This window comes from Lysobacter sp. HA35, from assembly GCF_054061195.1.
This window is the reverse complement of record NZ_JBSSDY010000001.1, coordinates 766,130-790,871: the sequence shown is the minus strand read 5'-3', so window position 1 is coordinate 790,871 and position 24,742 is coordinate 766,130. Positions and strand designations below refer to the sequence as shown.

Genomic DNA, 24,742 nt, shown 5'->3' with positions numbered 1-24,742 from the left:
TCCAACCGGCGGTCGCCAAATTTTTGACACGTAGCCGTGACGGCGTACCCGGTTCGGCAAGCTGTTGATTTCTATAGTGCTTCCTACTGGAGGGGGATCCAGGGGAAGGATATGAAGCGTTCGATGTATGCGATGCGGGCCGCCCGCGTCGCCCGCCGTGGTGGGTTCTGGACGGTCACGCGCCGCGCCCCGGCCCCGGTCTACTCCCTCGCCCAGAAGTACGGCGACGGCCTGCGCATCCGCAGCCAGCCCTTCGTGCGCAGCGTTGCGCCCGAAGTCGGCGCCGGTGCCGCATTGCCCGCCGAGGTGCTCACCCTCGCCCGCGCACCGTTCGCAGTGCGCATGCTGCGCAACCTGAGCTTCGGCCCGACCAAGACATCGCTCGCCGAATTCCAGGGGCTGGGATCGACCGACCCGCAGCGCCTCGCGAACTGGGTCGACTGGCAGCTCGACTACACATCGATCGACGACAGCGCCGTCGCCGCACGTCTCTCGCGCGGCGGCTACGTCACGCTCGGCAAGCCACTCGCGCAGCTTTGGGCCGACCACGTCGTGCCGAACCCGGCGTGGGAAGTCCGCATGCTGCCCGCGCTCGAAATGCAGCGCGCCGCGTTCGTGCGTGCGACGTACTCGCGGCGCCAGCTGTTCGAGATGACCGTCGACTTCTGGCACGACCACTTCAGCGTGTTCGGCTACGACTATTCCGCCGGGCCGGTGTTTCCGCATTTCGATCGCGATGTCATCCGCAAGAACGCGTTCGGCAATTTCCGCACCATGCTCGAGGACGTGGCCAAGAGCCCGTCGATGCTCTACTTCCTCGACAACTACTCGAATACCAAGGCCGGCCAGAACGAGAACTGGGCGCGCGAGCTGATGGAGCTGCACACGCTCGGCAGCGAGAACTACTACGGCTTCCAGGACCCGGCGACGATCCCGCGCGACCCAGCCGATTCGAGCTACCCCGCCGGCTACACCGACATCGACGTCTACGAAGTCGCCGCCGCATTTACCGGTTGGACGCTGCGCGACGGCAATTGGCAGTTCCCGAACGAGAACGACGGCGGCTTCGTCTATCGCGCCGCGTGGCACGACACCAACCCGAAGACCATCCTCGGCAAGCAGCTCTTTCCCGAGCAGCCGGACATGAAGGACGGTCGCGACGTGCTGGATCGCCTCGCCTCGCATCCGGCGGTCGCCCGCCACATCTGCGCGAAGATCATTCGTCGCTTCATCAGCGACACGCCGTCGCAGTCGCTGATCTGGAGCGCCGCGCAGGTGTTCCGCGACAACTGGCAGGCCCCCGACCAGCTGACGAAGGTTCTGCGCCACATCCTCAACTCCACCGAGATGTACAACGCGTGGGGCAACAAGACGCGCAAGCCGTTCACCGCGATCGTCGCTGCAATGCGTGCCGGCGGTTCGGATTGGACGCTCGCGACCACCGGCGAACGCAGCGACGAATTCGTCTGGCGCTTCGGCTTCACCGGCCATACGCCGTTCGGCTGGCCCGCGCCGAACGGGTATCCCGACATTACCGCGCCGTGGTCAGGCTCGAACAGCTACGGCCAGACGTGGCGAATGCTCGACTGGTTGACCGACACCACCGACGGCGGTTTTTCGTTGCTGCCGGTGCTGCAGGAAACCCGCGCGAACGTCGCCGCCGGTTCGTGGACCGCGAACAACCTCGTCGACTACTGGTGCGGCCGCCTGCTCGGCTACACGCCCGATGCCACTCGTCGCAACGTGCTGACGAAATTCCTCGCGCAGAACGGCGACCCGGCGACATACGTGATCGCCGACAACGAAGTCTGGTCCGGCAGCGACTTCAAGAAGCACTACAACCAGTCGCGGCTCAAGAGCACGGTGTCGATGATCCTGCTCTCGCCCGAATTCCTGAGCCGCTGAGGGCGACGCCATGCATACGCCACGATTCACCCGTCGCCAGTTCCTCAAGGGCGTCTGCGCGACCGCTGCAACGGCCGCGGCGGGCCCGCGGCTCATGTTCGGTAACGACGCACGCGCGGCGAGTGGCGACGGCGATGTCGTCGTCATGCTGTTCCTGCGCGGCGCGATGGACGGCCTCAACTTCGTTGTACCGCTCGGCAGCAGCGACCGCGCGTACTACGAGACCGTTCGACCGAACCTCAACATCGCCGCCAGCGGCACGTACGGCGCATTGCCGCTGACGTACAGCGACGGAACCGCGAGCAGCTTCGGTCTGCATCCGTCGGCGACGGGCCTGCGCGATCTGTGGAATGCCGGGCGCGTCGCCGTGGTGCATGCCGCGGGCTTGATGACGTCGGCATCGCGCAGCCACTTCGATGCGCAGATGGCGATCGAACAGGGCGTCGCGCGCGGGCTCAACACGGGCTGGATGGCGCGCGCCATCGCGACGCAGCCGAATATCGCAGCCTCCAGCATGGCCGCGCTGGCCTGCATGCCGCGCGAGCCGGTATCGCTCAACGGCACGACGCGCGCGATCACGATGGACAGTCCGTCGGACTTCCAGCTCAACCTCGGCGCATGGGCGTGGATGAAGACCCGCTCGGATTCGCCGGCTGGCCTCGTCGGCATGCAGGAAACCCTCAAGCAGTTGTGGGGCGGGCAGACGTCGATTGAATCGAATGGCGCGCTCGCCGAGCAAGCACTGCGCGTGGTCGCGGCGCAGCCGTACGGCGCGCTGCCGTCGACGTGGCCGAGCACGCAGATCGGCAACGAGCTGTGGACCGTCGCGCAGTCGATCAGGTTCGGCGTCGGCCTGCGCTATGCCGCCGTCGACCTCGGCGGCTGGGACACGCACGACGCACAAGGCACGGCGGGTTCGGGCTATCACTACTACCAGAACAAGATCGCCGAGCTCTCGCAGGCGTTGTCGGCGTTCCAGGTCGAGCTTGAAGCGAACGGCAATGCGCCACGAGTCACCACGATCGTGATGTCCGAATTCGGTCGACGCATGCGGCAGAACGCCGCGGGCGGCACTGACCATGGCTACGGCAATCTGATGCTCGTGATGGGCGGCGCGGTGAATGGACGCCGCTTCTACGGACAGTGGCCGGGGCTTACCGACACCGTGATCGCAGCGGCGAATGGCGACCTTCCGGTCACAACCGACTATCGACGCGTCGTCTCGGAGATCCTGATTCGCCGCATGGGCAACAACAACCTGTCGACGATCTTTCCGGGCTACAGCGGTTACACACCGCTCGGCATCATGCAGGGTGCCGACGTGGCGGCTGCGATCGCACCGATGATGGCGAGTTCGTCGGCGAGCGCGGTCGATGCGCCGGTGCAGAGCGAGCAGGATGTTGCGATCGAGCAGGGTCTGCGGGCACGCGGTGGGGCGGTGCGGGATCAGGTGTTGCGGCGGATGTTCTGATCGCGCGCCTGTCGTTTGGCCGCAGGGTGCGTCTGGTCGACTGATCTATTTCGTCGCGGCACCGCGTTAGAAGCGTTTCGTGCGCTGACGCGCCCGAGTTACTTTTCTTTGCTGGTGCAAAGAAAAGATAACCAAAAGAAAGCACCTTCCCCGATCAGATCTACAGCGCGCAGCTCGTAGTTCCGCACGATCCGCACACTCGCCATCCTGGCTCGGGTGCGGACGGCGGCCCTCCATGGCCGCCGCCCTTCGGGTCCCACGATTTGAGTCGCGACGCGAACGCGCACGTGCGCTCGCTTGCGCGTCGCCGTATTGCGGCCAGTAGTACTAACGCGTTGCAGCTAGCAGCTTTGGTGCTGGCCGAGTCTTCAGTTGTTCCGCGGGGCAATCGATCTAAACGCAACCACTGAACGCGCGACGTCATCGGCGCAGTGCTCTCGACAAGGACTGCGTGTAAACGCGACTTCGCGATGTCACGCCCAGGCGCCGAACGCCAATGTGGGCTCTCGAGTGCCGAGCCGTCGCGTGAGATGCGTGCGCGCTTCCACTTCACATCAACAGCCGCCCAATTCGTGAAGACCCCGACGGGGCGGCGCGCAGGACGCGCGCCGTCGCCACCCGAGCCAGGATGGCGAGTGTGGCGATCTCGATAAGGCGGCCCGATCGCGAGCTGTAGATCCGTCGGGGAAAAGTGCTTTCTTTTGGTTACTTTTCTTTGCACGAGCAAAGAAAAGTGACTCGGCCGCTTCAGCGGACGAAACGCCCTTGCTCTTCCCGGCACGCGCGAACCGCAAACGTAGAAACGTCGAAACACCACACAAAGAAAAAGCGGGCCGAAGCCCGCTTCCTCCAATTCCAGCAATGACCGCCGCGATTACTCCGCCGCGACGCCCTCGCCTTCCTCGACAGCCTTCATCGAGAGGCGAATACGGCCCTGCTTGTCGACTTCCAGCACCTTGACCTTTACCACGTCGCCTTCCTTGAGCTTGTCGGACACCTTCTCGACGCGCTCGTTGGAGATCTGCGACACGTGCACCAGGCCGTCCTTGCCCGGCAGGATCGTGACGAACGCACCGAAGTCCATGATCTTCGCGACCTTGCCTTCGTAGATGCGGCCCGGCTCGACGTCCGAGACGATCTGGTCGATGCGCGCCTTCGCGGCCTGCGCGGCAGCGGCGTTGACCGAGGCGATGACGATCGTGCCGTCGTCCTGGATGTCGATCTGCGTACCGGTTTCCTTGGTGATCGACTGGATGGTCGCGCCACCCTTGCCGATGACTTCGCGGATCTTGTCCGGGTGGATCTTCATCGTGAGCAGGCGCGGCGCGTACTCGGACAGCTCGGTGCGCGGCGTGGTCAGCGCGCTCGCCATCTCGCCGAGGATGTGCAGGCGACCCTGCTTGGCCTGGTCGAGCGCGATGCGCATGATCTCTTCGGTGATGCCCTGGATCTTGATGTCCATCTGCAGGGCGGTGATGCCTTCCGACGTACCCGGCGACCTTGAAGTCCATGTCGCCGAGGTGATCTTCGTCACCCAGGATGTCGGACAGCACGGCGAAGTCATTGCCTTCCTTGATCAGGCCCATCGCGATACCCGCGACCGGCGCCTTGATCGGCACGCCGGCGTCCATCAGCGCCAGCGACGAACCGCAGACCGACGCCATCGACGACGAACCGTTCGACTCGGTGATTTCCGACACGACGCGGATGGTGTACGGGAACTCTTCCATCGTCGGCATGACGGCGAGAATGCCGCGCTTGGCAAGACGGCCGTGGCCGATCTCGCGACGCTTCGGGCCCATCATGCGGCCGGTCTCGCCCACCGAGTACGGAGGGAAGTTGTAGTGGAACAGGAAGTGTTCCTTGTACTCGCCCGAGACGGCATCGATGATCTGGCCGTCGCGCGCGGTACCGAGCGTCGCGACCACGAGCGCCTGCGTCTCGCCACGCGTGAACAGCGACGAGCCGTGCGTACGCGGAAGCACGCCGACGCGCGAGGTGATCGGGCGGACCGTCGTCAGGTCGCGGCCATCGATACGCTTGCGAGTGCGAAGCACCGAGTTGCGCATCGTCTGGTATTCCTGCTCGCCGAATTCCTTCGAGACGTCGGCGGTGTTCCAGCCGTTCGACTCGACGTGCGGCTGCAGCACTTCCATCGCCGCCTTCTTCAGCGTCTGGATCGACGTGCGGCGCTCGGCCTTGTTGACGATCTGGTACGCGGCGCTCAGGCGATCGCCGACGGCGTTACGCAGCGCGTCGATCATCGACTCGTTCTTCGCGGGCGCTTCCCAGTTCCACGACTGCGTGCCGGCTTCGGCGACGAGTTCGTTGATCGCGTTGATCGCGATCTGCGACGCCTGGTGACCGAACATCACGGCGCCGAGCATCACATCTTCGGACAGCACGTCGGCTTCCGATTCGACCATCAGCACGGCGTCCTTCGTACCGGCGACGACGAGTTCCAGCGCCGATTCCTTCAGCTGCGCGGCGGTCGGGTTCAGCACGTACTGGCCGTCGATGTAGCCGACCTTCGCAGCGCCGATCGGGCCCTGGAATGGGGCACCGGTGAGCGCCATTGCGGCGGACGCGCCAAGCAGCGCCGGGATGTCACCGTCGACTTCCGGGTTCATCGAAACCACGGTTGCGATGATCTGGACTTCGTTCTTGAACTCTTCCGGGAAGAGCGGGCGGATCGGACGGTCGATGAGGCGCGAGATCAGCGTCTCCTTCTCCGTCTGCCGGCCTTCGCGCTTGAAGAAGCCACCCGGAATGCGACCACCGGCGTAGAAACGCTCCTGGTAGTCGACGGTGAGCGGGAAGAAGTCCTGGCCTTCCCGTGCCGTCTTGGCCGCGACGGCCGAAACGAGCACCACGGTGTCGTCCATCTTCACGAGGACCGCGCCGCCCGCCTGGCGGGCAATTTCGCCGGTCTCCAGCGTGACCTGGTGGGCGCCGTACTGGAAGGTCTTGGTAATTTTCGCCACGTTGTTATTCCCTTGTATCGCTTTGGTTCGTCCGGAGCCCCTGCCCCAGCCGTACTGCTTTTCGTTACCCAAAAACGAACCGCGGCGCATCACTGCGCCGCGGTCGGTGTTTCTTTAGCGGCGCAGACCGAGCTTCTCGATCAGGGCCTTGTAGCGCTCGTTGTCTTTGCGCTTCAGATAGTCGAGCAGGCTGCGACGGCGGTTGACCATCTGCAGCAGGCCACGACGGCTGTGGTGATCCTGCTTGTGGATCTTGAAGTGGCCGGTGAGCTGCTCGATGCGCGCGGTGAGCAGAGCGACCTGCACTTCCGGCGAGCCCGTGTCGTTGGTGCCGCGGGCGTGCTCGCCAATAACCTTGGAGGTGTCGATGGACATCAGTTTTCCTTGAGACGCGGGACCCGCAGAGGCAATCGGCGACGGAAATTTTCCGAGCCGACGCACCGCATGGTCCGCCGGGTGAAATAAAGGGGTGCCCGAAAGGGCGCGCGTATTGTAGCCGCGGGGCTCGACCCCAACAAGGCGAAACATCGATCGACCGCTAAGCGGCGGACGTCGACGCCCAACTGAAAAGCCGCTGGGGACGCAGGCGGCCGTCTTGGACATTCGCCAAGCCGATGACGCGACCGTCGGGCCCGGTTACGACAAGCAAACCGGCGTCGCCATGCGCGGCAGCGCTCGATTCCACCGGACTCTGCACGGCTGGCAGTTGTGCGACGGCCGCTTGCGGCAAGTCGATGGACTGCCCATACCCGAACCGGCGGGTTTCATCGGCGTCGAGGGCGACCTGCGCGCGATGCGCGACCGCTTCCTCGATCGACATCAGGCAGCCGTCGATTGCCGCTTCGTCGTCCGCTGCGAGCGCCTGCAACGCCTCGAGCGTCGACATCCGCGGCGCGCGGAACGGGTCGACCCACAGTCGCCGCAGCGACGTGACATGCGCGCCGCAGCCGAGGAGCTCGCCGAGATCGCGCACAAGACTGCGTACGTAGGTGCCCGACCCGCATTCGACCGATACCGTCAGATCGTTGCCTTCACGATGCATGAGGCGGAAGGACGCGACGTCGACTTCGCGCTCCGGTGCTTCGACGATCTCGCCGCGTCGCGCCTTGGCATAGAGCGGCTCGCCACCTTGCTTCAGCGCCGAATAGATCGGCGCACGCTGGCGGATTCGGCCTTCGAACGACGACATCGCAGATCGGATCGCGTCGTCATCGAGCGACGGTACCGGCCGCTCGCGCAGCACGACGCCGTCTGCATCGTCCGTATCGGTGGTAGCGCCGAGTCGAGCGACCGTCTCGTACGCCTTGTGCGCGCCGAGCAATAGGCCCGCGATCTTCGTCGCCTCGCCGAAGCACACAGGCAGCAGCCCGGTCGCCAGCGGATCGAGGCTACCGGTATGCCCGGCCTTTTCGGCGCGGAAGAGATGGCGGACGCGCTGCAGCGCCTCGTTCGAGCTCATGCCCGATGGCTTGTCGAGCAGCAGGATGCCGTCGAGACGACGGAATCGCGTCTTGCGACTCACGCGCGTTGCTCAGGCGTCGGGCGAGGACGCAGCGTCGTCGGTGCCCGACGTGTCGTCGATGCGCGGATTCGCCTGCAGCAACTGCTCGATGCGCTCGCCGCGGTCGAACGAGGCGTCGTAATGGAAATGCAGTTCCGGCACGTGGCGAAGCTTCATCGCACGGCCGAGTTCGTAACGGATCTGCTTGCCGGCCTCTTTCAGGCCCTTCAGCGCTTCGTCCGCACGCTCGGGCTGCAGCGCGGTGACGAAGACCTTGGCGTGCGCCATGTCGCGGGTGATTTCGACGTCGGAAACGCTGACGGACGGCAGCCCCAGCTCGCGCACGGCCTCGTGCACGAGCGTGCCCAGCTCACGACGGAGCTGGGCGGAAACGCGATCGGTTCGATGGAAGCTCTTGGAAGGCATGGATTACAGCGTGCGCTGCACTTCGATGCGCTCGAAGCACTCGATCTTGTCGCCCGGCTTGACGTCGTTGTACGCCTTGACGCCGATGCCGCACTCGGTGCCGTTACGCACTTCGTCGACGTTCTCCTTGAAGCGGCGCAGCGATTCCAGCTCGCCTTCGAAGATGACCGTTTCCTGGCGAAGCACGCGAATCGGCTTGCCGCGACGGATGACGCCTTCGATGACCATGGAACCCGCCACCGCACCGAACTTCGAGGAGCGGAACACGTCGCGAACCTCGGCCGTACCGATGATCTCTTCGCGGATCTCGACGCCGAGCACGCCCGACGCGATCTGCTTCACCTGGTCGATGACGTCGTAGATGATCGAGAAGTAGCGCAGGTCGACGCCCTGGTTCTCGATGACCTTGCGCGCCGACGCATCGGCACGGACGTTGAAGCCGATGACCGTGGCCTTCGACGTCGCCGCGAGCTGCGCATCGGATTCGGTGATGCCACCGACGCCCGAACCGATCACGTTGATGCGGATCTGGTCGTTCGACAGGCCGGTCAGCGCATCGCGCAGTGCTTGCACGGAGCCCTGCACATCCGCCTTGACGACGAGGTTGAGGTTGAGCTGGCCGGCGCCCTCGCCCATCTGCGCAAGGATGTCTTCCATGCGGTTGCCGGGCTGCGCGACAAGGCGATGCTCGCGACGCTTGGTGTCACGCTGCTGCGCGACGTCCTTAGCCAGGCGCTCGTCATCGACGACGACGAGGTCGTCGCCCGCATCCGGCACGCCGGAGAGACCGAGGACCTGCACCGGAATCGACGGACCCGCCGACTGCACCTGTTGGCCGGTCTCGTCGAACAGCGCACGCACGCGGCCGTACTGCACGCCGCAGACCACGTAATCGCCCTTCTGCAACTGGCCCGACTGCACGAGCAGCGTCGCGACCGGGCCGCGGCCCTTGTCGAGCGACGACTCGATGACGACACCGGTCGCACGACCGGTCGGCACCGCGCGCAGCTCGAGGACTTCGGCCTGCAGCGAGATCGCATCGAGCAGATCGTCGATGCCCTGCCCGGTTTTCGCGGACAGCTCGACCATCTGCACGTCACCACCGAACTCCTCGGCCACGAGGTCGTACGCGAGCAGTTCGTTCTTGACGCGACTCGGGTCGGCGTCGGACTTGTCGATCTTGTTGACCGCGACCACCACCGGCACGCCAGCCGCCTTCGCGTGCTGCACCGCTTCGATCGTCTGCGGCATGACGCCGTCATCCGCAGCGACGACCAGCACCACGATGTCGGTCAGCTTGGCGCCGCGGGCACGCATCGCGGAGAACGCGGCGTGGCCCGGGGTGTCGAGGAAGCTGATGACGCCCTTCGCCGTTTCGACGTGGTACGCGCCGATGTGCTGCGTGATGCCACCCGCTTCGCCCGACGCGACCTTCGTGCGACGGATGTAGTCGAGCAGCGAGGTCTTGCCGTGGTCGACGTGACCCATGATCGTGACGACGGGCGGACGCGGGGTCTTGTCGCCCTGCACATCCTCGACGTGCGCGATCAGCAGCTCCTCGGCCGAGTTCTCGGACGCGCGGACCGCGGTGTGGCCCAGTTCCTCGGTCACCAGCACCGCGGTGTCGTGGTCGACGGTCTGGTTGATGGTCGCCATCACGCCCATCTTGAAGAGCGCCTTGACGACGTCACCGCCCTTGAGCGCGAGCTTCTGCGCGAGCTCGGCGACGGTCACCGTGTCGCCGATGGCGACTTCGCGGCGCACCGGCGCGGTCGGGCGCTGGAAGCCCGAACCCGTGCGGCTCTGGTCCGGCTGGCGGCGCTGCTGCGTCTTCGGCTTGCCACGGGCGGCGCCACGACGGGCGCGCTCGGAGGCGCTGAGGTGCATCTGGCCGGCGAAGCGGCTGGCGCGGTCGTCGTCCTCGACGCCCGCAACCATCGCGTGCGAGCCGCGGGTCTTGTGCTTCGGGTCGTGCGCCGGGGCACGTGCGGGTTCGGCAGCGCGCGGCGCGGGGCGGCCGTGCGCATGGCCGGCAGCCGCGGCGGGGCGGCGGACTTCCGCTTCACCCTCGGCGGCAGCGGCGGTTGCGCGCTCGGCTTCGAGGCGCGCGCGGGCGGCCGCTTCGGTTTCCTGACGCGCGCGCTCGATTTCCTCGGCGCGGCGACGGTCGGACTCGGCCAGGCGCTGCTGCTCGTCGAGGTTGCGCTGGCGCGACTCCTCGAGCTTGCGCAGGATCTCGGCGCGCTCGTCGGTCGGGCCGCCGCCAGGCGAGTTGGCGTCGCGCACCAGCGTCACCTTCTTGCGGACGACGACGTCGACCGTCTGCTTGGCTTTGCCACCGCCGACAGTGATTTCCTGCTTGCGGCTGCGGTTGAGCGTGATCTTCTTGGGCGCGTCGACCTCGGCGGCCGCCGCATCGCTCTTGCCGTGCGCACGCTTCAGGAAGCCGAGCAGCTTCACCTTCTCCATGCTGGTCACGACCTGATCGGGGCCGCTGAAGCTCATGCCGGCTTCCGCCAGCTGCTCCAACAGCTTCTCGACCGGCGTATTGACCAGTTCGGCGAGCTTGCGAATCGTGGTTTGCTGCGACATTCGGTTTCCGTGTTCTCGTTGCGCGGCCGAGGCCGGGCTATCCATTGAATTCTAGCGCGGGTGGGTGGTCCGCCCCCGTCACCCGGGCCGCCGTCCGCCCTGCGGCAGCGGCCCGATGGCGCGGCTTACTCGCCGCGCTCGAGTCGTGCGATTTCTTCGGCGCGTGCAGCGAGGATCAGAGCGGCCGCGCGGGCCTCGTCGAGACCCTCGATGCCGAACTCCACCACCTCGTCCGCGCCGAGGTCCGACAGGTCCTCGCTGGTGCGGATGCCGTTGGCGGCCAGCGCATGCGCGGTCGCCTCGTCCATGCCCTCGAGCGCCAGCAGGTCGTCGGCCGGCATCTGGCCTTCCAGCGACTCTTCCTCGGCCAGCGCGTCGTTGAGCAGCGAGTCGCGGGCACGCGAGCGCAGCTCTTCGACGATGTCCTCGTCGAAGCCTTCGATCGCCAGCAGTTCGCCGACCGGCACGTAGGCGATTTCCTCGACCGTGTTGAAGCCTTCCGACACCAGAATGCCGGCGATTTCCTCGTCGACTTCGAGCTTGTCGACGAACAGCTGGCGCGACGCGGCCTGTTCGGCCTCGCTCTTGGCCTGCACCTGGTCGGCGGTCATGACGTTGAGCTGCCAGCCGGTCAGGCGGCTGGCAAGGCGCACGTTCTGGCCACCCTTGCCGATCGCCTGCGCGAGGCGCTCTTCAGCGACCGCGAGGTCCATCGAGTGCTTGTCCTCGTCGACGACGATCGACTGCACTTCGGCCGGCGCCATCGCATTGATGACGAACTGCGCCGGATTGTCCGACCACAGGATGATGTCGACGCGCTCGCCGTTGAGCTCGTTGCTCACGGCCTGCACGCGCGAACCGCGCATGCCGATGCAGGCCCCGATCGGATCGGTGCGGTTGTCGTGCGCGAGCACCGCGATCTTCGCGCGGTCGCCCGGATCACGCGCGCAGGCGCGGATCGTGACCAGGCCCTGGCCGACTTCCGGCACTTCGAGCTTGAACAGCTCCATCATGAATTCGGGCGCGGCGCGGCTGATGAAAATCTGCGGGCCACGCGGCTCCGGGCGCACGTCGTACAGAAAGCCGCGAACGCGGTCGCCGGTACGCAGCACGTCGCGCGGGATGCCCTTGTCCTTCGGGATGATCGCTTCGGCGTTGCCGCCGAGGTCGACGTAGATGTTGCCGCGCTCCACGCGCTTGACGATGCCCGTCACCAGCTCGCCGACGCGATCCTTCCACGCGTCGATGACCTGCTGGCGCTCGGCCTCGCGCACCTTCTGCACGATGACCTGCTTGGCAGCCTGCGCGGCAATGCGGCCGAAGTCCGGGTTCTCGATCTGCTCTTCGATGAAGTCGCCGACTTCCACGCCTTCGACTTCGTCGATCGCGTCCATCATGCGGATCTGGCGATCCGGCGATTCCATCACCACGTCGTCGGCGACGACTTCCATGCGGCGGAAGGTCTCGTAGCTGCCGTCCTTGCGATCGATGGTGACGCGCACGAGCACGTCCTCGTCGTGGTAGCGCTTCTTCGCAGCCGACGCGAGCGCGGCTTCGATCGCATCGAAAATGACGTCGCGCGGGACGCCCTTTTCGTTGGCGACCGCATCCACGACCATCAGAAGTTCCTTGCTCATCTCGATTACTCCGCCTCGGACGGATTCGAATCCGCCGGCTTAGGTTGGGTGTTCTTCTTCGGCGCCTTGGCGGCCTTGCCGCCACGACCCTTTTCCTTCTGCGGCGCGAGGCCGAGCGCGACCCAGTCCGGCACGATGCGTGCCTTCTCGACGTTGCCGATGGCGACGTCGATGTCGAGCCGCTGGCCGCCGAGGCCTTCGATATCCATGCGCACGGTGTCGCCTTCGACGCCGACGATGCGGCCCTGCAGGCGACGACGACCGTCCTGCGGAAGCTTCAGCGTGACCTTCGCTTCCTCGCCAGCGAACCGCGCGAACTGCGCAGCGGTGAACAGCGGGCGATCGACGCCGGGTGACGACACTTCGAGCGTGTAATGCACCGTGATCGGATCTTCGACGTCGAGCTGCGCCGACACTTCGCGGCTGACGCTTTCGCAATCCTCGATCGTGACCATGCGGCCTTCGGCCGCGGCGTCCTGCGTCACATCGATGTACAGGCGAAGCACTGCGCTGCCCGGTGCAGGCAGGTACTCGACACCGACCAGCTCGAGCCCGAGGGCGTCGACGGTCGGCGTCAAAAGAGCGGTGATCTGTGTGGCTTTGTCCGCCATTCGCTCAACTCCCGGGCGGCATGCGCCGCGTCCGAAAACAACAAGGGGCCCATTGGGCCCCTTGTCCGGTACTGCTGGATGTCGGTCGATCGCGTGGAGCCGCGACCGTCGAGCCCAAGCAACGGCTCTTCGAAACATTGAAGAACCCGAAGCTGGTAGCGGGGGCAGGATTTGAACCTGCGACCTTCGGGTTATGAGCCCGACGAGCTGCCAGACTGCTCCACCCCGCATCAGGCCGACAATTGTATGGGTGACGCCGGATTCGCGCAAGCCTGAATTGCGGTCAATGACGCCGCGTTCGGCGAATGGTCAGGCGAATGCGCGCTGGCACCACGCCATGACCGGGCTCCACGCGAAGCCGAGCGCCAGAAGTCCGAGTGCGTTCACCGCGAACACGATGCGCAGCGGGCGGCTCGCGACCACGGGCTGCGTGTGACTGTCCGCGTCATCGAAGTACATCGCCTTGACGACGCGCAGGTAGTAGAACGCGCCGACTACCGCGAACACGACGCCAACGATGGCGAGCCACATCATTCCGCCGTCGAGCGCCGCGCGCAGCACCGCGAGCTTCGCCCAGAAGCCGAGGAACGGCGGCAGGCCGGCCAGCGAAGCCATTACGCAAAGCACCATGCCGGCGAGCATCGGATGACGCGCGTTCAGGCCCTTGTAGTCGTCGATCTGATCGGCCTCGAAACCACGCGCCGACATCACCACGATCATGCCGAACGCGGCAACGGCCATCAGCGCGTAGCTGATCGCATAGAACATTGCAGCCGCAAAACCCTGCGAACCGCCGCCGGCGATGCCCATGAAGAGGAAGCCGACATGCGACACCGTCGAGTACGCGAGCATGCGCTTCAGATTGCTCTGCACCATCGCGCCGAGGTTGCCGATCGCGAGCGACGCGACGGCGATGACCGCGAACAGCAGACGCCACTTTTCATCGAGGCCACCCGCGCCGACTTCGAACAGGCGATACGCCATGCCGAAGGACGCGAGCTTCGGCGCCGAGCCGATGAATTGCGTGATCGGCGTCGGCGCACCGGTGTAGACGTCGGGCAGCCACATGTGGAACGGCGCGCCGCCGAACTTGAACGACACGCCCGCGAGCATGAAGACGACGCCTGTCACCAGCATCGTGCCGCCCTCCCCGCTCGCGACCACCGACGCGATGCGCGTCAGGTCCAGCGAGCCGGTCGCGCCGTACACGAGCGACATGCCGTACAGCAGCAGGCCCGACGCGAGCGAGCCGAGCACGAAGTACTTGATTGCCGACTCGGACGCGAGCGCGCTGTCGCGATCGATGGCGACCAGCGCGTACGAGCACAGCGCCAGCATTTCCAGGCCGAGGTAGATCATCACCAGGCTGCCGGCGGACACGAGCAGCATCATGCCGACGGTCGCGAACAGCACCAGCACCGCCACTTCGCCGCGATACAACTCACGCGCGCGCAGGAACGGCCACATGTAGAGCATCGAGAGCGCGGAGACGACCAGCACCGCGACCTTCAGCACGTCTGCCGCGGTGTCGCGCACGAACATGCCGCCAAGCGTCGTTGCGTCACCACCGACCCCCGTCGCGACCATGATGGCCACCGCAACGAGCGCAACGATCGCGCCCGCATGCGTGACGATCCGGCGGCCCTCGTCGAGGAACAGGTCCAGCATCAGCAGGACAAAGGCGGCACCCACCAGCACCATCTCCGGAAGGAGCGGCATCAGGTCGGCGGCGGTGGGCATCGGGGCGATCATGGGCGGCGGTATTCCGTCGGCATTACAGCTTGGACGACTCGATCTGCTTGGCGAGCTGCGCGATCGAAGGCTGCATCAGGTCGGTGAGCGGCTTGGGCCACAAGCCCAGCAGCAGCACGCCGACGGCGAACGCGCCGAGCACGAAGCCCTCGCGCTTGTTGATGTCGGTGAGCGCCGCGACGTTCTCGTTGGCGACCTCACCCCAGACGACGCGCTTGACCAGCCACAGCGTGTAGGCGGCGCCGATGATCAGCGTGAACGCAGCGCCGAACGCCAGCAGCGGATTCTTCTGGAAGCTCGCGATGATGACCATGAACTCGCCGACGAAACCCGACGTGCCGGGCAGGCCCGAGTTCGCCATCGCGAACAGCACCATGAAGGCGGCGAACCACGGCATGACGTTCGCGACGCCGCCGTAGTCGCGAATCATGCGGCTGTGCATGCGGTCGTAGAGCACGCCGACGCAGCTGAACATCGCGCCCGACACGAAGCCGTGGCTGATCATCTGCACCATCGCGCCCTGCAGGCCCAGTTCCGCGCCGGTCGCGTTGCCCATCTCGCGCACGAGACTCAGCGCGATGAACGTACCGATGGTGACGAAGCCCATGTGCGAGATCGACGAATACGCGATCAGCTTCTTCATGTCGTCCTGTACGAGGGCGACGAGGCCGACGTAGACGACCGCGATGATGCTCAGCGTCAGCGGAAGCCACGCCCAATACCAGCTCGCGTCGGGGACGATCGGCAGAGCGAAGCGCAGGAAGCCGTAACCGCCGATCTTCAGCATGATCGCGGCCAGCACGACGGAGCCTGCGGTCGGCGCCTCGACGTGCGCGTCCGGCAACCACGTGTGCACCGGGAACATCGGCACCTTCACCGCGAACGCGATGAAGAAGGCGAAGAACAGCCAGGTCTGCTCCTTCATCGTCAGCGGCAGCGCGTACATGTCGGCGAGCTGCCAGCTGCCGCCCTTCAGGTACAGGTAGATCAGCCCGACCAGCATGAACAGCGAGCCGAGGAACGTGTAGAGGAAGAACTTGATCGACGCGTAGATGCGGCGCGGGCCGCCCCAGACGCCGATGATCAGGAACATCGGGATGAGCATGCCTTCGAAGAAGACATAGAACAGCATCGAATCCAGCGCCGCGAAGACGCCGATCATCAGGCCTTCGAGGATCAGGAACGCGGCGTAGTACTGGCTGACGCGCGCATCCACCGATCCCCACGCACCGATGAGCACGAGGACCGAGGTGAACGTGGTCAGCGCGATCAGCGCAGCGGAGATGCCGTCAGTGCCGACGTGGTACTGGATGTCGTAGGAGGCGATCCAGATGCGCGCTTCCTCGAACTGCATGCCGGGGTTCGAGAAGTCGAACCCGGTGAACAGAGGAATCGTCAGCGCCAGCACGACGATCGAACTCGCGACGGCGAACCAGCGCGCGGCGTTCGGGCGTTCGTTGCCGAAGGCGAGCGTGATCACACCGGCGAGGATCGGCAGCCAGATGAGGAGGCTCAGCAAGGGAAAGGTCCCGTTCAAGGGCTCGGGGCTCACGTCATTCCCTCGTCAATGCCAGCCGCGCATGAGGAAGGCCAACAGCAGAATCAGGCCGACGATCATCGCGAACGCGTAGTGGTAGAGATAGCCGGACTGCAGACGGCGCGAGAGGCGCGCGACCACGTCGACCAGGCGGGCGCTGCCATTCACGGCGACGCCATCGATCACGATCGAATCGAACATCCGCGAAGCGCGACCGAGGCCGATACCGCCACCCGCGAAGCCGTCAATCCACAGATTGTCGAAACCGTACTTGTTCTCGAGCACGCGCACCGGCCACGCGAACATGCGACGCGCGCGGTCCGCGAGTTCGGGCTTCCACCAGTACATGACGGTGGCGAGCGCGAAACCGGCGAATGTCAGCCAGAACGCAGGCGCCATGAAACCATGTAGTGCGAGCTGCGCAGGACCGTGCCAGTCCTCCTCGCCGATCTTCGCCATGGTGTCGCGCGCGGCCTGCAGGTCGATCGCGCCGAGGAAGAACGGCCACTGCTTCGTGTGCCCGGTCCAGTCGGTGCCGAACAGCATCGGGCCCGCGGTGAAGAAACCGATCAGCATCGACGGAATGGCGAGCAGCACCAGCGGCAGCGTCACCACCCACGGCGACTCATGCGGCTCGTGCACGCCATGATGCCCGTGGTCGTCGTGGTGACCATGGCCGTCGTCGTGCAGCGGCTCGTGCAGCGTCTGCGAACCCTCGGCATGCGCATCCACGTTGTGGTGCGTGTCGGACGGAACGACGTCGCGGAAACGCTCGCGGCCGTGGAAGGTCATGTACAGCAGGCGGAAGCTGTAGAAAGAGGTGACGAACGCACCGAGCAGCACGCACCAGTACGCGTACTTCGCGATCCAGCCGTCGCGGTGTTCCGCGGCGAACTTGGCCGCCTCGATGATCATGTCCTTCGAGTAGAAGCCGCTGAAGAACGGCGTCGCGACCAGCGCGAGCGTGCCGATCAGGCTCGTCCAGTAGGTGATCGGCATGTACTTGCGCAGGCCGCCCATCTTCCGCATGTCCTGCTCGTGGTGCATGCCGATGATCACGCTGCCGGCCGCGAGGAACAGGAGCGCCTTGAAGAAGGCATGCGTCATCAGGTGGAACACGGCCGCGGAGTACGCCGACGCGCCGAGCGCGACGGTCATGTAGCCGAGCTGCGACAACGTCGAATACGCGACGACGCGCTTGATGTCGTACTGCACCATGCCGATCAGACCGGTGAAGAACGCCGTCGTCGCACCGATGAACAGCACGAAGTTCAGCGCCGTCTGGCTCATCTCGAACAACGGCGACATGCGCGCCACCATGAAGATGCCGGCCGTGACCATCGTCGCGGCATGGATCAGCGCGGAGATCGGCGTCGGGCCTTCCATCGAGTCCGGCAGCCAGACGTGCAGCGGCACCTGTGCGGACTTGCCCATCGCGCCGATGAAGAGGCAGACGCAGGCCACGGTCATCACGGACCAGGACCACATTCCGCTCGTCGCCGCCGGATGGTTGAACATGTCGCCCAGCAGGTGACCGGTCATCACCGGCGCGCGCGCGAACACGGTGCCGTAGTCCAGCGAACCGAACGCGTACAGCAGCAGCGCGATACCCAGCAGGAAGCCGAAGTCGCCCACGCGGTTGACGAGGAACGCCTTGAGGTTCGCGAACACCGCGGTGGGCTTCTTGAACCAGAAGCCGATCAGCAGGTACGACACGAGGCCGACCGCTTCCCAGCCGAAGAACAGCTGCAGGAAGTTGTTGCTCATGACCAGCATGAGCATCGAGAAGGTGAACAGCGAGATGTAGCTGAAGAACCGCTGGTAGCCCGGGTCTTCTTCCATGTAGCCGATCGTGTAGATGTGCACGAGCAGCGACACGAAGGTGACCACCACCATCATCATCGCGGTGAGGCGGTCGATCATGAAACCGACGTGCGCCTGCAGCCCGCCGATGTCGAACCAGGTGTAGAGATTTTCGTTGAACGGCGCGGCGCCCTGCCCGACCAGCGTCCACAGCACGCTCATCGACAGGACGCAGCTCGTCGCGACGCCGAGGATCGTGACCCAGTGCGCGCCGGCGCGGCCGATCTTGCGGCCGAACAGGCCCGCGAGGATCGAGCCGATCAGCGGCGCGAGGACGATCGCGACGAGGACGGACTTGGAAATGACGTGTTCCACACCGGGCATCGGATCAACCCTTCAGCGAATCGATTTCGGCGACGTTGATCGTTCGCCGATTGCGGAACAGCGTGACGAGGATCGCCAGGCCGATGGCGGCCTCGGCCGCTGCGACGGTCAGGATGAAGAACACGAACACCTGACCCGACGCGTCGCCGAGTTGCCGGGAAAACCCGACGAAATTGACATTGACCGACAGCAGCATCAGCTCGATCGACATGAGCAGGACGATGATGTTGCGGCGGTTGAGGAAGATACCCGCGACCGCGATGCAGAACAGCACTGCGCCGAGCGCGAGGTAATGGCCCAGCGTGATGCCGTGCGCCGTCAGGATCATGCGTCACCTCCGGTGGGCGGAACGGGCGCCTTCGCCGGACGCACTGCATCCATGCGCACGAGACGCACGCGATCGGCCGCGCGAATGCTCGACTGCCACGACGGATCCTGCTGGCGAACCCCGCCGCGATGGCGCAGCGTCAGCATCACTGCCGCGACGACCGCGATGGTCAGGATGACGGCTGCGACTTCGAACGGCAGCAGGAAGTCCGTAAACAGCGTGCGCGCGAGCCACACGGTGTTCGGCACGTCCGTGCCGGCCGCGGCGTTCGCAGGCAAGCCGGCGGCCATCTGCGCGCGGACGCCGATCAGCGTGACGATCTCGACCAGCATGACGATCGAGACGATCAGGCCGATCGGCAGGAAGCGCACGAAATGCTTGCGCAATGGCGCGACGTCGATGTCCAGCATCATCACGACGAACATGAAAAGCACCATCACCGCGCCAACGTAGACGAGGATCAGCGCGATGCCGAGGAACTCGGCGCCGGCGACGATCCAGGTGCAGGCGACGGAGAAGAACGTCAGCACCAGGCACAGCACGGCATGCACCGGGTTGCGCAGGGTGATGACCGCGCCCGCGGCGATGACGGCCGTGGCGGCGAACAGAAGGAAGGCGATCTGCGCAAAGTCCATGGCGGCCTCAGCGGAAACGGGCGTCGAGCTGGCGACGCTCGGCGAGCTCGGCTTCAAGCCGGTCACCGATCGCGAGCAGCTGCGGCTTCGTCACGACGTTCTGGCCGCGCGTGTCGAAGTGGTACTCGAGGATGTGGGTCTCGACGATCGAGTCCACCGGGCACGACTCTTCGCAGAAGCCGCAGTAGATGCACTTGAACAGGTCGATGTCGTAGCGCGTCGTGCGGCGGGTGCCGTCCTCGCGCTTCTCCGAGTCGATCGTGATCGCCAGCGCCGGGCACACCGCCTCGCACAGCTTGCACGCGATGCAGCGCTCCTCGCCGTTCGGGTAACGGCGCAGCGCATGGATGCCGCGGAAACGATGCGACTGCGGCATCTTCTCCATCGGATACATGACCGTGTACTTCGGCTTGAACAGGTACGACGCCGTCAGCCACAGGCCCTGCATCAGCTCGATGAGCAGCAGGCTTTTGAAGTAGGACGTAATGCGCTTCATGGGGTCCGGGCGTCCGTCACTTGTAGGGCACGAAGACGCCGTAATAGGCCATCAGGGCGGTGACGCAGATCCACGCGATCGTGATCGGAATGAATACCTTCCAGCCGAGACGCATGATCTGGTCGTAGCGGTAACGCGGGAACGAGGCGCGGAACCAGATGAAGGCACTCGCGAAGAACGCGACCTTCAGCAGCAGCCACCACCAGCCGTCCACCGACAGCAGCGGAATGCCGAGGCCCTGGAACGGGCTCAGCCAGCCGCCGAGGAAGAACAGCGACGTCAGGAAGCTGACGAGGATCATGTTCGCGTATTCGGCCAAGAAGAACAGCGCGAACTGCGAACCCGAATACTCGACCATGTGCCCGGCGACGATTTCCGACTCGCCTTCCACCACGTCGAACGGTGCGCGGTTGGTTTCCGCCACGCCCGAGATGAAGTAGACGACGAACAGCGGGAACAGCGGCCACATGAACCACTCGAACATGCCGGCATTGCCGGCCTGCGCGCGCACGATTTCCGACAGGTTGAGGCTGCCCGCGCCGATCAGCACGCCGACAAGCGCGAAGCCCATCGCGATCTCGTACGAGACCACCTGCGCGGCGGAGCGCATGGCGCCGAGGAACGCGTACTTCGAGTTCGACGCCCAGCCGGCGAGGATGATGCCGTACACGCCGAGCGAGGTCATCGCGAGCAGATAGAGCAGGCCCGCATTGACGTCGGCCAGCACGACCTTCGTATCGAACGGCACCACGGCCCATGCAGCGAACGCCGGCGCGAGGCCGATCAGCGGTGCGAGCACGTACAGCACCTTGTCGGCGCGCACGGGCTGGATGACTTCCTTGAACAGCAGCTTGAAGACGTCGGCGAACGCCTGCAGCACGCCCATGCCCACGTACATGGGTCCGTGGCGCACGTGCATCCAGCCAATGAGCTTGCGCTCCCAGACCACGTAGAACGCGACCGAGATGATCACCGGCATGGTGATCGCAAGGACCTTCAGGACGATCCAGACGAGCTGACCGGTGACGCCGAAACCGTCCAACCAGCCGTGCATCGAATCAATGGCCTCATGCACCATCTATCAGGCCCTCCCGGCGTCGACGCGTGCGGTGCCGAGCGGCGACGTCGCGCCGTGACCGCCTTCAATATGCACGGTGCCGACCGCCACCTTTGCACTGACTTCGACCGGCAACTTGGCCGAGCCCGCAGCGACCGCGAAGCGACCGACGGAACCGTGTTCGAGACCGAGCGACTGCGCATCCTGCGGGTTCACGTACGCACGCGGCGCATGGTTGAGCGGATGCGACTGCAGCGCGGGTGCGCGACGAACCACCGCGTCGACGCGATAGATCGCCGGACTCACGGCGAGTTCGAGACCGCCCTGCCCTGCATCAGGCGCACGGCCGGCGGCGACCTGCACGTTGCGCGGCGCAATCGACGCGCGAGCACCGGCGAAGTCGACGAATTCGAAACCCGGAACCGCAAGCTCCGTCGCCAGCGCGCGCAGCACGCGCCAACCCGGGCGCGCCTGATCCGGCAGCTTGCCGCCGGCAACTGCGATCTGCTCGCGACCTTCGAGGTTGGTCAGCGTCGCGTCGATTTCCGGTAGTGCGCCGATCGGCAGGATCACGTCCGCGACCGCACGCGTCGACTCGCAGGCGAACTGGCTGAACGCGACGACCTGCGCACCGTTGAGTGCCGACATCGCGCGTGCAGTGTCCGCGAAGTCGAGGCCCGGCTCGATGCCGTACAGGACATAGGCCGAGCGAGCGTCCGCCAGCATCGCCTGCGTGTCGCGCGACGTCGGCAGCACGCCGTGACGCGCAAGACCGACCGAATTCGCACCCTGCGGCACGCGGCAGAGCTTGGCACCCGTCGACTCGGCGAGCTGGCGCGCAGCGGCGCGGATGCGCGCGGCGTGCGGGCCGTTCTCGGCGATCGAACCGACGATGACCGCGGCCGACGTCGCACCGGACAGCGCATCACGCAGCGAAGCATCGCCCAGCGCATCCGCGATTCGCGCCGGCGCGACGATCTGCTTGCCGGCGATCTCGAACGTGAAATCGAAATCGACCGGATTGACGACGAACACCTTCGCGCCATGCGTCCAAGCGCGACGGATGCGCGCATGGACCAGCGGAAGTTCGTGACGGATGTTCGAGCCAACGATGACGATGGTCGATGCGGTGTCGATATCGGCCACCGGCATCGCGAATGGTTCGGCGATGGCGGCGTCGGACAGGTCGACCTGCGCAAGGCGGTGATCGATGTTGCCCGAGCCGAGCGCATCGGCGAGGCGTGCGAGCAGCGCGCCCTCCTCATTCGAGGTCGACGGATGTACGAGCACGCCGAGCTTGTCGGCGCCGTTGTCGCGCAGGATCTGCGCCGCACGTGCGAGCGCCTGCTCCCACGACACTTCGCGCCACTCGCCGGCGTCCTTGACCATCGGACGCGTCGCGCGATCCGCGGCGTACAGGCCCTGGTGCGAGTAACGGTCACGGTCGGACAGCCAGCACTCGTTGACCGCGTCGTTGTCACGCGGAACGGTGCGCAGCACTTCGCCGCGACGCACGTGCAGGAACAGGTTGCTGCCAAGCGCGTCGTGATAACCGAGCGACTCACGCGCCATGAGTTCCCACGGGCGCGCCTTGAACTGGAACACCTTGTTGGTCAGCGCCCCAACCGGACAGACGTCGATCACGTTGCCCGACAGTTCCGTCGTCAACGGCTTGCCGTCGTACGTACCGATCTGCAGGTTCTCGCCGCGATACATGCCACCCAGTTCGTACGTGCCCGCCACTTCCGCGGTGAAGCGGACGCAGCGCGTGCACTGGATGCAGCGAGTCATTTCGGTCGCGACCAGCGGACCGATGTCCTCGTCGGGCACCGTGCGCTTACGCTCGGAGAAGCGCGAGATCGATCGGCCGTAGCCCATCGACAGATCCTGCAGCTCGCATTCGCCGCCCTGATCGCAGATCGGGCAGTCGAGCGGATGGTTGATGAGCAGGAACTCCATCACGTTGCGCTGGCTCTTGAGAGCCTTCTCGCTACGCGTGACGACCTTCATGCCGTCCATCACCGGCGTGGCGCAGGCCGGCGCCGGCTTCGGCATCTTCTCGACTTCGACCAGGCACATGCGGCAGTTCGCCGCGACGCTGAGCTTGTCGTGGTAGCAGAAACGCGGAATCGGAATACCGGCCCTGTCCGCGGCATGGATGATCATCGAACCCTTGGGCGCGGCCATCTCGACGCCGTCGATGAAGACGGTGACGTGGTCCGGTGGAAGGTTCGGATTGACGGGTTGCGCACTCATGCGGCGGCCACCTGTTGCACGACCGTGCCCGCGGCTTCGTCGTCGACGAGGAAGCGCTTGTTGACGATCGCGTATTCGAATTCATGCCAGTAGTGGCGCAGGAAGCCCTGCACCGGCCACGCAGCGGCTTCGCCGAACGCGCAGATGGTGTGGCCTTCGATCTGGCCAGCGGCGGCGCGCAGCATCTGCAGGTCGTCGAGCGTCGCTTCGCCGTTCACGATGCGCGTCAGCATGCGGTACATCCAGCCGGTGCCTTCGCGGCACGGCGTGCACTGGCCGCACGACTCCTTGAAGTAGAAGCGAGCGATGCGCTGGCATGCGCGGACCATGCATGTCGTGTCGTCCATCACAATGACCGCGCCCGAGCCGAGGCCGGAACCGGCCTTCTGGATCGAGTCGTAGTCCATCGTCAGCGACATCATCGTGTCGCCGGGCAGAATCGGCATCGAGGAGCCGCCGGGGATGACGCCCTTCAGCTTGCGACCGCCGCGAACGCCGCCGGCCATCTGCAGCAGTTCCGAGAACGGCGTGCCGAGGCGGATCTCGAAATTGCCCGGGTTGGCGACATGGCCTGATACCGAGAACACCTTCGGGCCGCCGTTGTTCGGCTTGCCAAGACCAGCGAACCACTCCGCGCCGTTGCGGATGATCGCCGGCACGGAGGCGTAGGTTTCGGTGTTGTTGATCGTCGTCGGCTTGCCGTACAGGCCGAAGTTCGCCGGGAACGGCGGCTTGTAGCGCGGCTGGCCCTTCTTGCCTTCAAGGGATTCCATCAGCGCCGTTTCTTCGCCGCAGATGTAGGCACCGGCGCCGAGCGCGCCGTAGATGTCCACGTCGATGCCGCTGCCCAGCACGTTCTTGCCCAGCCAGCCGTTCTCGTACGCTTCCTTCAGCGCCTGCTCGAAGTGCTCGAACGGCTCGTGATGGAACTCGCCACGCAGGTAGTTGTACGCCGCCGTCGAACCGGTCGCGTAGCAGGCGATCGCCATGCCTTCGACGACCGAATGCGGGTTGTAGCGCAGGATGTCGCGATCCTTCGCCGTGCCCGGTTCGGACTCGTCGGAATTGCAGAGGATGTACTTCTGCCCGGCGCCCTTCGGCATGAAGGACCACTTCAGACCGGTCGGGAAGCCCGCGCCGCCGCGGCCGCGAAGGCCCGACTGCTTGACCATGTCGATCACTGCAGCCGGCTCGATCTTCTCGGTGAGGATCTTGCGCCAGGCGCTGTAGCCGCCGGTCTTCAGATAGTTGTCGTACGACCACGGCGTGTCGAAGTGCAACGTCGTGTAGACGACGTTGTGCTCCTGCGGCGCCGGGCCGACCGGGCCGTAGCCCTTGGAATAGTCGTGGTGCGAATGCGCCATCGC

Annotated in this window: 17 protein-coding genes, 1 tRNA gene and 1 pseudogene; 2 read left to right on the top strand and 17 right to left on the bottom strand. The window is 65.5% G+C overall.

What is annotated here, in order from left to right:
- Positions 1-111: 111 nt before the first annotated feature.
- Positions 112-1,905, top strand: coding sequence for a DUF1800 domain-containing protein (locus ACVWZN_RS04065; protein ID WP_456952713.1), 1,794 nt, complete (start codon positions 112-114; stop codon positions 1,903-1,905).
- Between the two features lie 10 nt (positions 1,906-1,915).
- Complete coding sequence (locus ACVWZN_RS04060) at positions 1,916-3,376, top strand: DUF1501 domain-containing protein (protein ID WP_456952712.1); 1,461 nt, start codon at positions 1,916-1,918, stop codon at positions 3,374-3,376.
- Between the two features lie 874 nt (positions 3,377-4,250).
- Here ACVWZN_RS04060 and pnp read toward each other — a convergent pair.
- The 17 genes and pseudogenes from pnp to nuoF all read right to left on the bottom strand — a co-directional run bounded on the left by pnp (position 4,251) and on the right by nuoF (position 24,739).
- Positions 4,251-6,360, bottom strand: a pseudogene (pnp, locus tag ACVWZN_RS04055) (polyribonucleotide nucleotidyltransferase).
- A gap of 114 nt (positions 6,361-6,474) precedes the next feature.
- A complete protein-coding gene (rpsO, locus tag ACVWZN_RS04050) occupies positions 6,475-6,735 on the bottom strand; it encodes a 30S ribosomal protein S15 (protein ID WP_027082997.1) in 261 nt (86 codons plus the stop codon).
- Between the two features lie 163 nt (positions 6,736-6,898).
- Positions 6,899-7,882 (bottom strand): tRNA pseudouridine(55) synthase TruB, encoded by a 984-nt coding sequence (truB, locus tag ACVWZN_RS04045; RefSeq protein WP_456952711.1) that lies wholly within the window; start codon positions 7,880-7,882, stop codon positions 6,899-6,901.
- Positions 7,883-7,891: 9 nt separating this feature from the next.
- Positions 7,892-8,287: a 30S ribosome-binding factor RbfA gene (rbfA, locus tag ACVWZN_RS04040; RefSeq protein WP_456952710.1), complete on the bottom strand. Its 396-nt coding sequence runs from the start codon at positions 8,285-8,287 to the stop codon at positions 7,892-7,894.
- Between the two features lie 3 nt (positions 8,288-8,290).
- A complete protein-coding gene (gene infB, locus ACVWZN_RS04035) occupies positions 8,291-10,879 on the bottom strand; it encodes a translation initiation factor IF-2 (RefSeq protein WP_456952709.1) in 2,589 nt (862 codons plus the stop codon).
- Between the two features lie 125 nt (positions 10,880-11,004).
- Positions 11,005-12,516: a transcription termination factor NusA gene (nusA, locus tag ACVWZN_RS04030; protein ID WP_027082993.1), complete on the bottom strand. Its 1,512-nt coding sequence runs from the start codon at positions 12,514-12,516 to the stop codon at positions 11,005-11,007.
- Positions 12,517-12,521: 5 nt separating this feature from the next.
- Positions 12,522-13,127 (bottom strand): ribosome maturation factor RimP, encoded by a 606-nt coding sequence (rimP, locus tag ACVWZN_RS04025; protein WP_456952708.1) that lies wholly within the window; start codon positions 13,125-13,127, stop codon positions 12,522-12,524.
- A 153-nt stretch (positions 13,128-13,280) separates the two neighbouring features.
- Positions 13,281-13,357, bottom strand: a tRNA-Met gene (locus tag ACVWZN_RS04020).
- Positions 13,358-13,436: 79 nt separating this feature from the next.
- Positions 13,437-14,891: an NADH-quinone oxidoreductase subunit NuoN gene (gene nuoN, locus ACVWZN_RS04015; RefSeq protein ID WP_456954708.1), complete on the bottom strand. Its 1,455-nt coding sequence runs from the start codon at positions 14,889-14,891 to the stop codon at positions 13,437-13,439.
- A gap of 10 nt (positions 14,892-14,901) precedes the next feature.
- Positions 14,902-16,416, bottom strand: coding sequence for an NADH-quinone oxidoreductase subunit M (locus tag ACVWZN_RS04010; RefSeq protein ID WP_456954707.1), 1,515 nt, complete (start codon positions 16,414-16,416; stop codon positions 14,902-14,904).
- A gap of 27 nt (positions 16,417-16,443) precedes the next feature.
- Positions 16,444-18,594 (bottom strand): NADH-quinone oxidoreductase subunit L, encoded by a 2,151-nt coding sequence (gene nuoL / locus ACVWZN_RS04005; protein WP_456954706.1) that lies wholly within the window; start codon positions 18,592-18,594, stop codon positions 16,444-16,446.
- A 13-nt stretch (positions 18,595-18,607) separates the two neighbouring features.
- Positions 18,608-18,931, bottom strand: a complete 324-nt coding sequence (nuoK, locus tag ACVWZN_RS04000) for an NADH-quinone oxidoreductase subunit NuoK (RefSeq protein WP_036141954.1) — start codon at positions 18,929-18,931, stop codon at positions 18,608-18,610.
- Positions 18,928-19,566 (bottom strand): NADH-quinone oxidoreductase subunit J, encoded by a 639-nt coding sequence (locus ACVWZN_RS03995; RefSeq protein ID WP_027082987.1) that lies wholly within the window; start codon positions 19,564-19,566, stop codon positions 18,928-18,930. The genes nuoK and ACVWZN_RS03995 overlap by 4 nt, the downstream gene beginning before the upstream one ends.
- Before the next feature lie 7 nt (positions 19,567-19,573).
- Entirely contained in the window at positions 19,574-20,062 is a 489-nt protein-coding gene (nuoI, locus tag ACVWZN_RS03990; protein WP_027082986.1) for an NADH-quinone oxidoreductase subunit NuoI, read from the bottom strand.
- A gap of 16 nt (positions 20,063-20,078) precedes the next feature.
- A complete protein-coding gene (nuoH, locus tag ACVWZN_RS03985) occupies positions 20,079-21,140 on the bottom strand; it encodes an NADH-quinone oxidoreductase subunit NuoH (RefSeq protein WP_456952707.1) in 1,062 nt (353 codons plus the stop codon).
- Positions 21,141-21,143: 3 nt separating this feature from the next.
- Entirely contained in the window at positions 21,144-23,375 is a 2,232-nt protein-coding gene (gene nuoG / locus ACVWZN_RS03980) for an NADH-quinone oxidoreductase subunit NuoG (RefSeq protein WP_456952706.1), read from the bottom strand.
- Entirely contained in the window at positions 23,372-24,739 is a 1,368-nt protein-coding gene (nuoF, locus tag ACVWZN_RS03975) for an NADH-quinone oxidoreductase subunit NuoF (RefSeq protein WP_456952705.1), read from the bottom strand. The genes nuoG and nuoF overlap by 4 nt, the downstream gene beginning before the upstream one ends.
- Between the last annotated feature and the right edge of the window lie 3 nt (positions 24,740-24,742).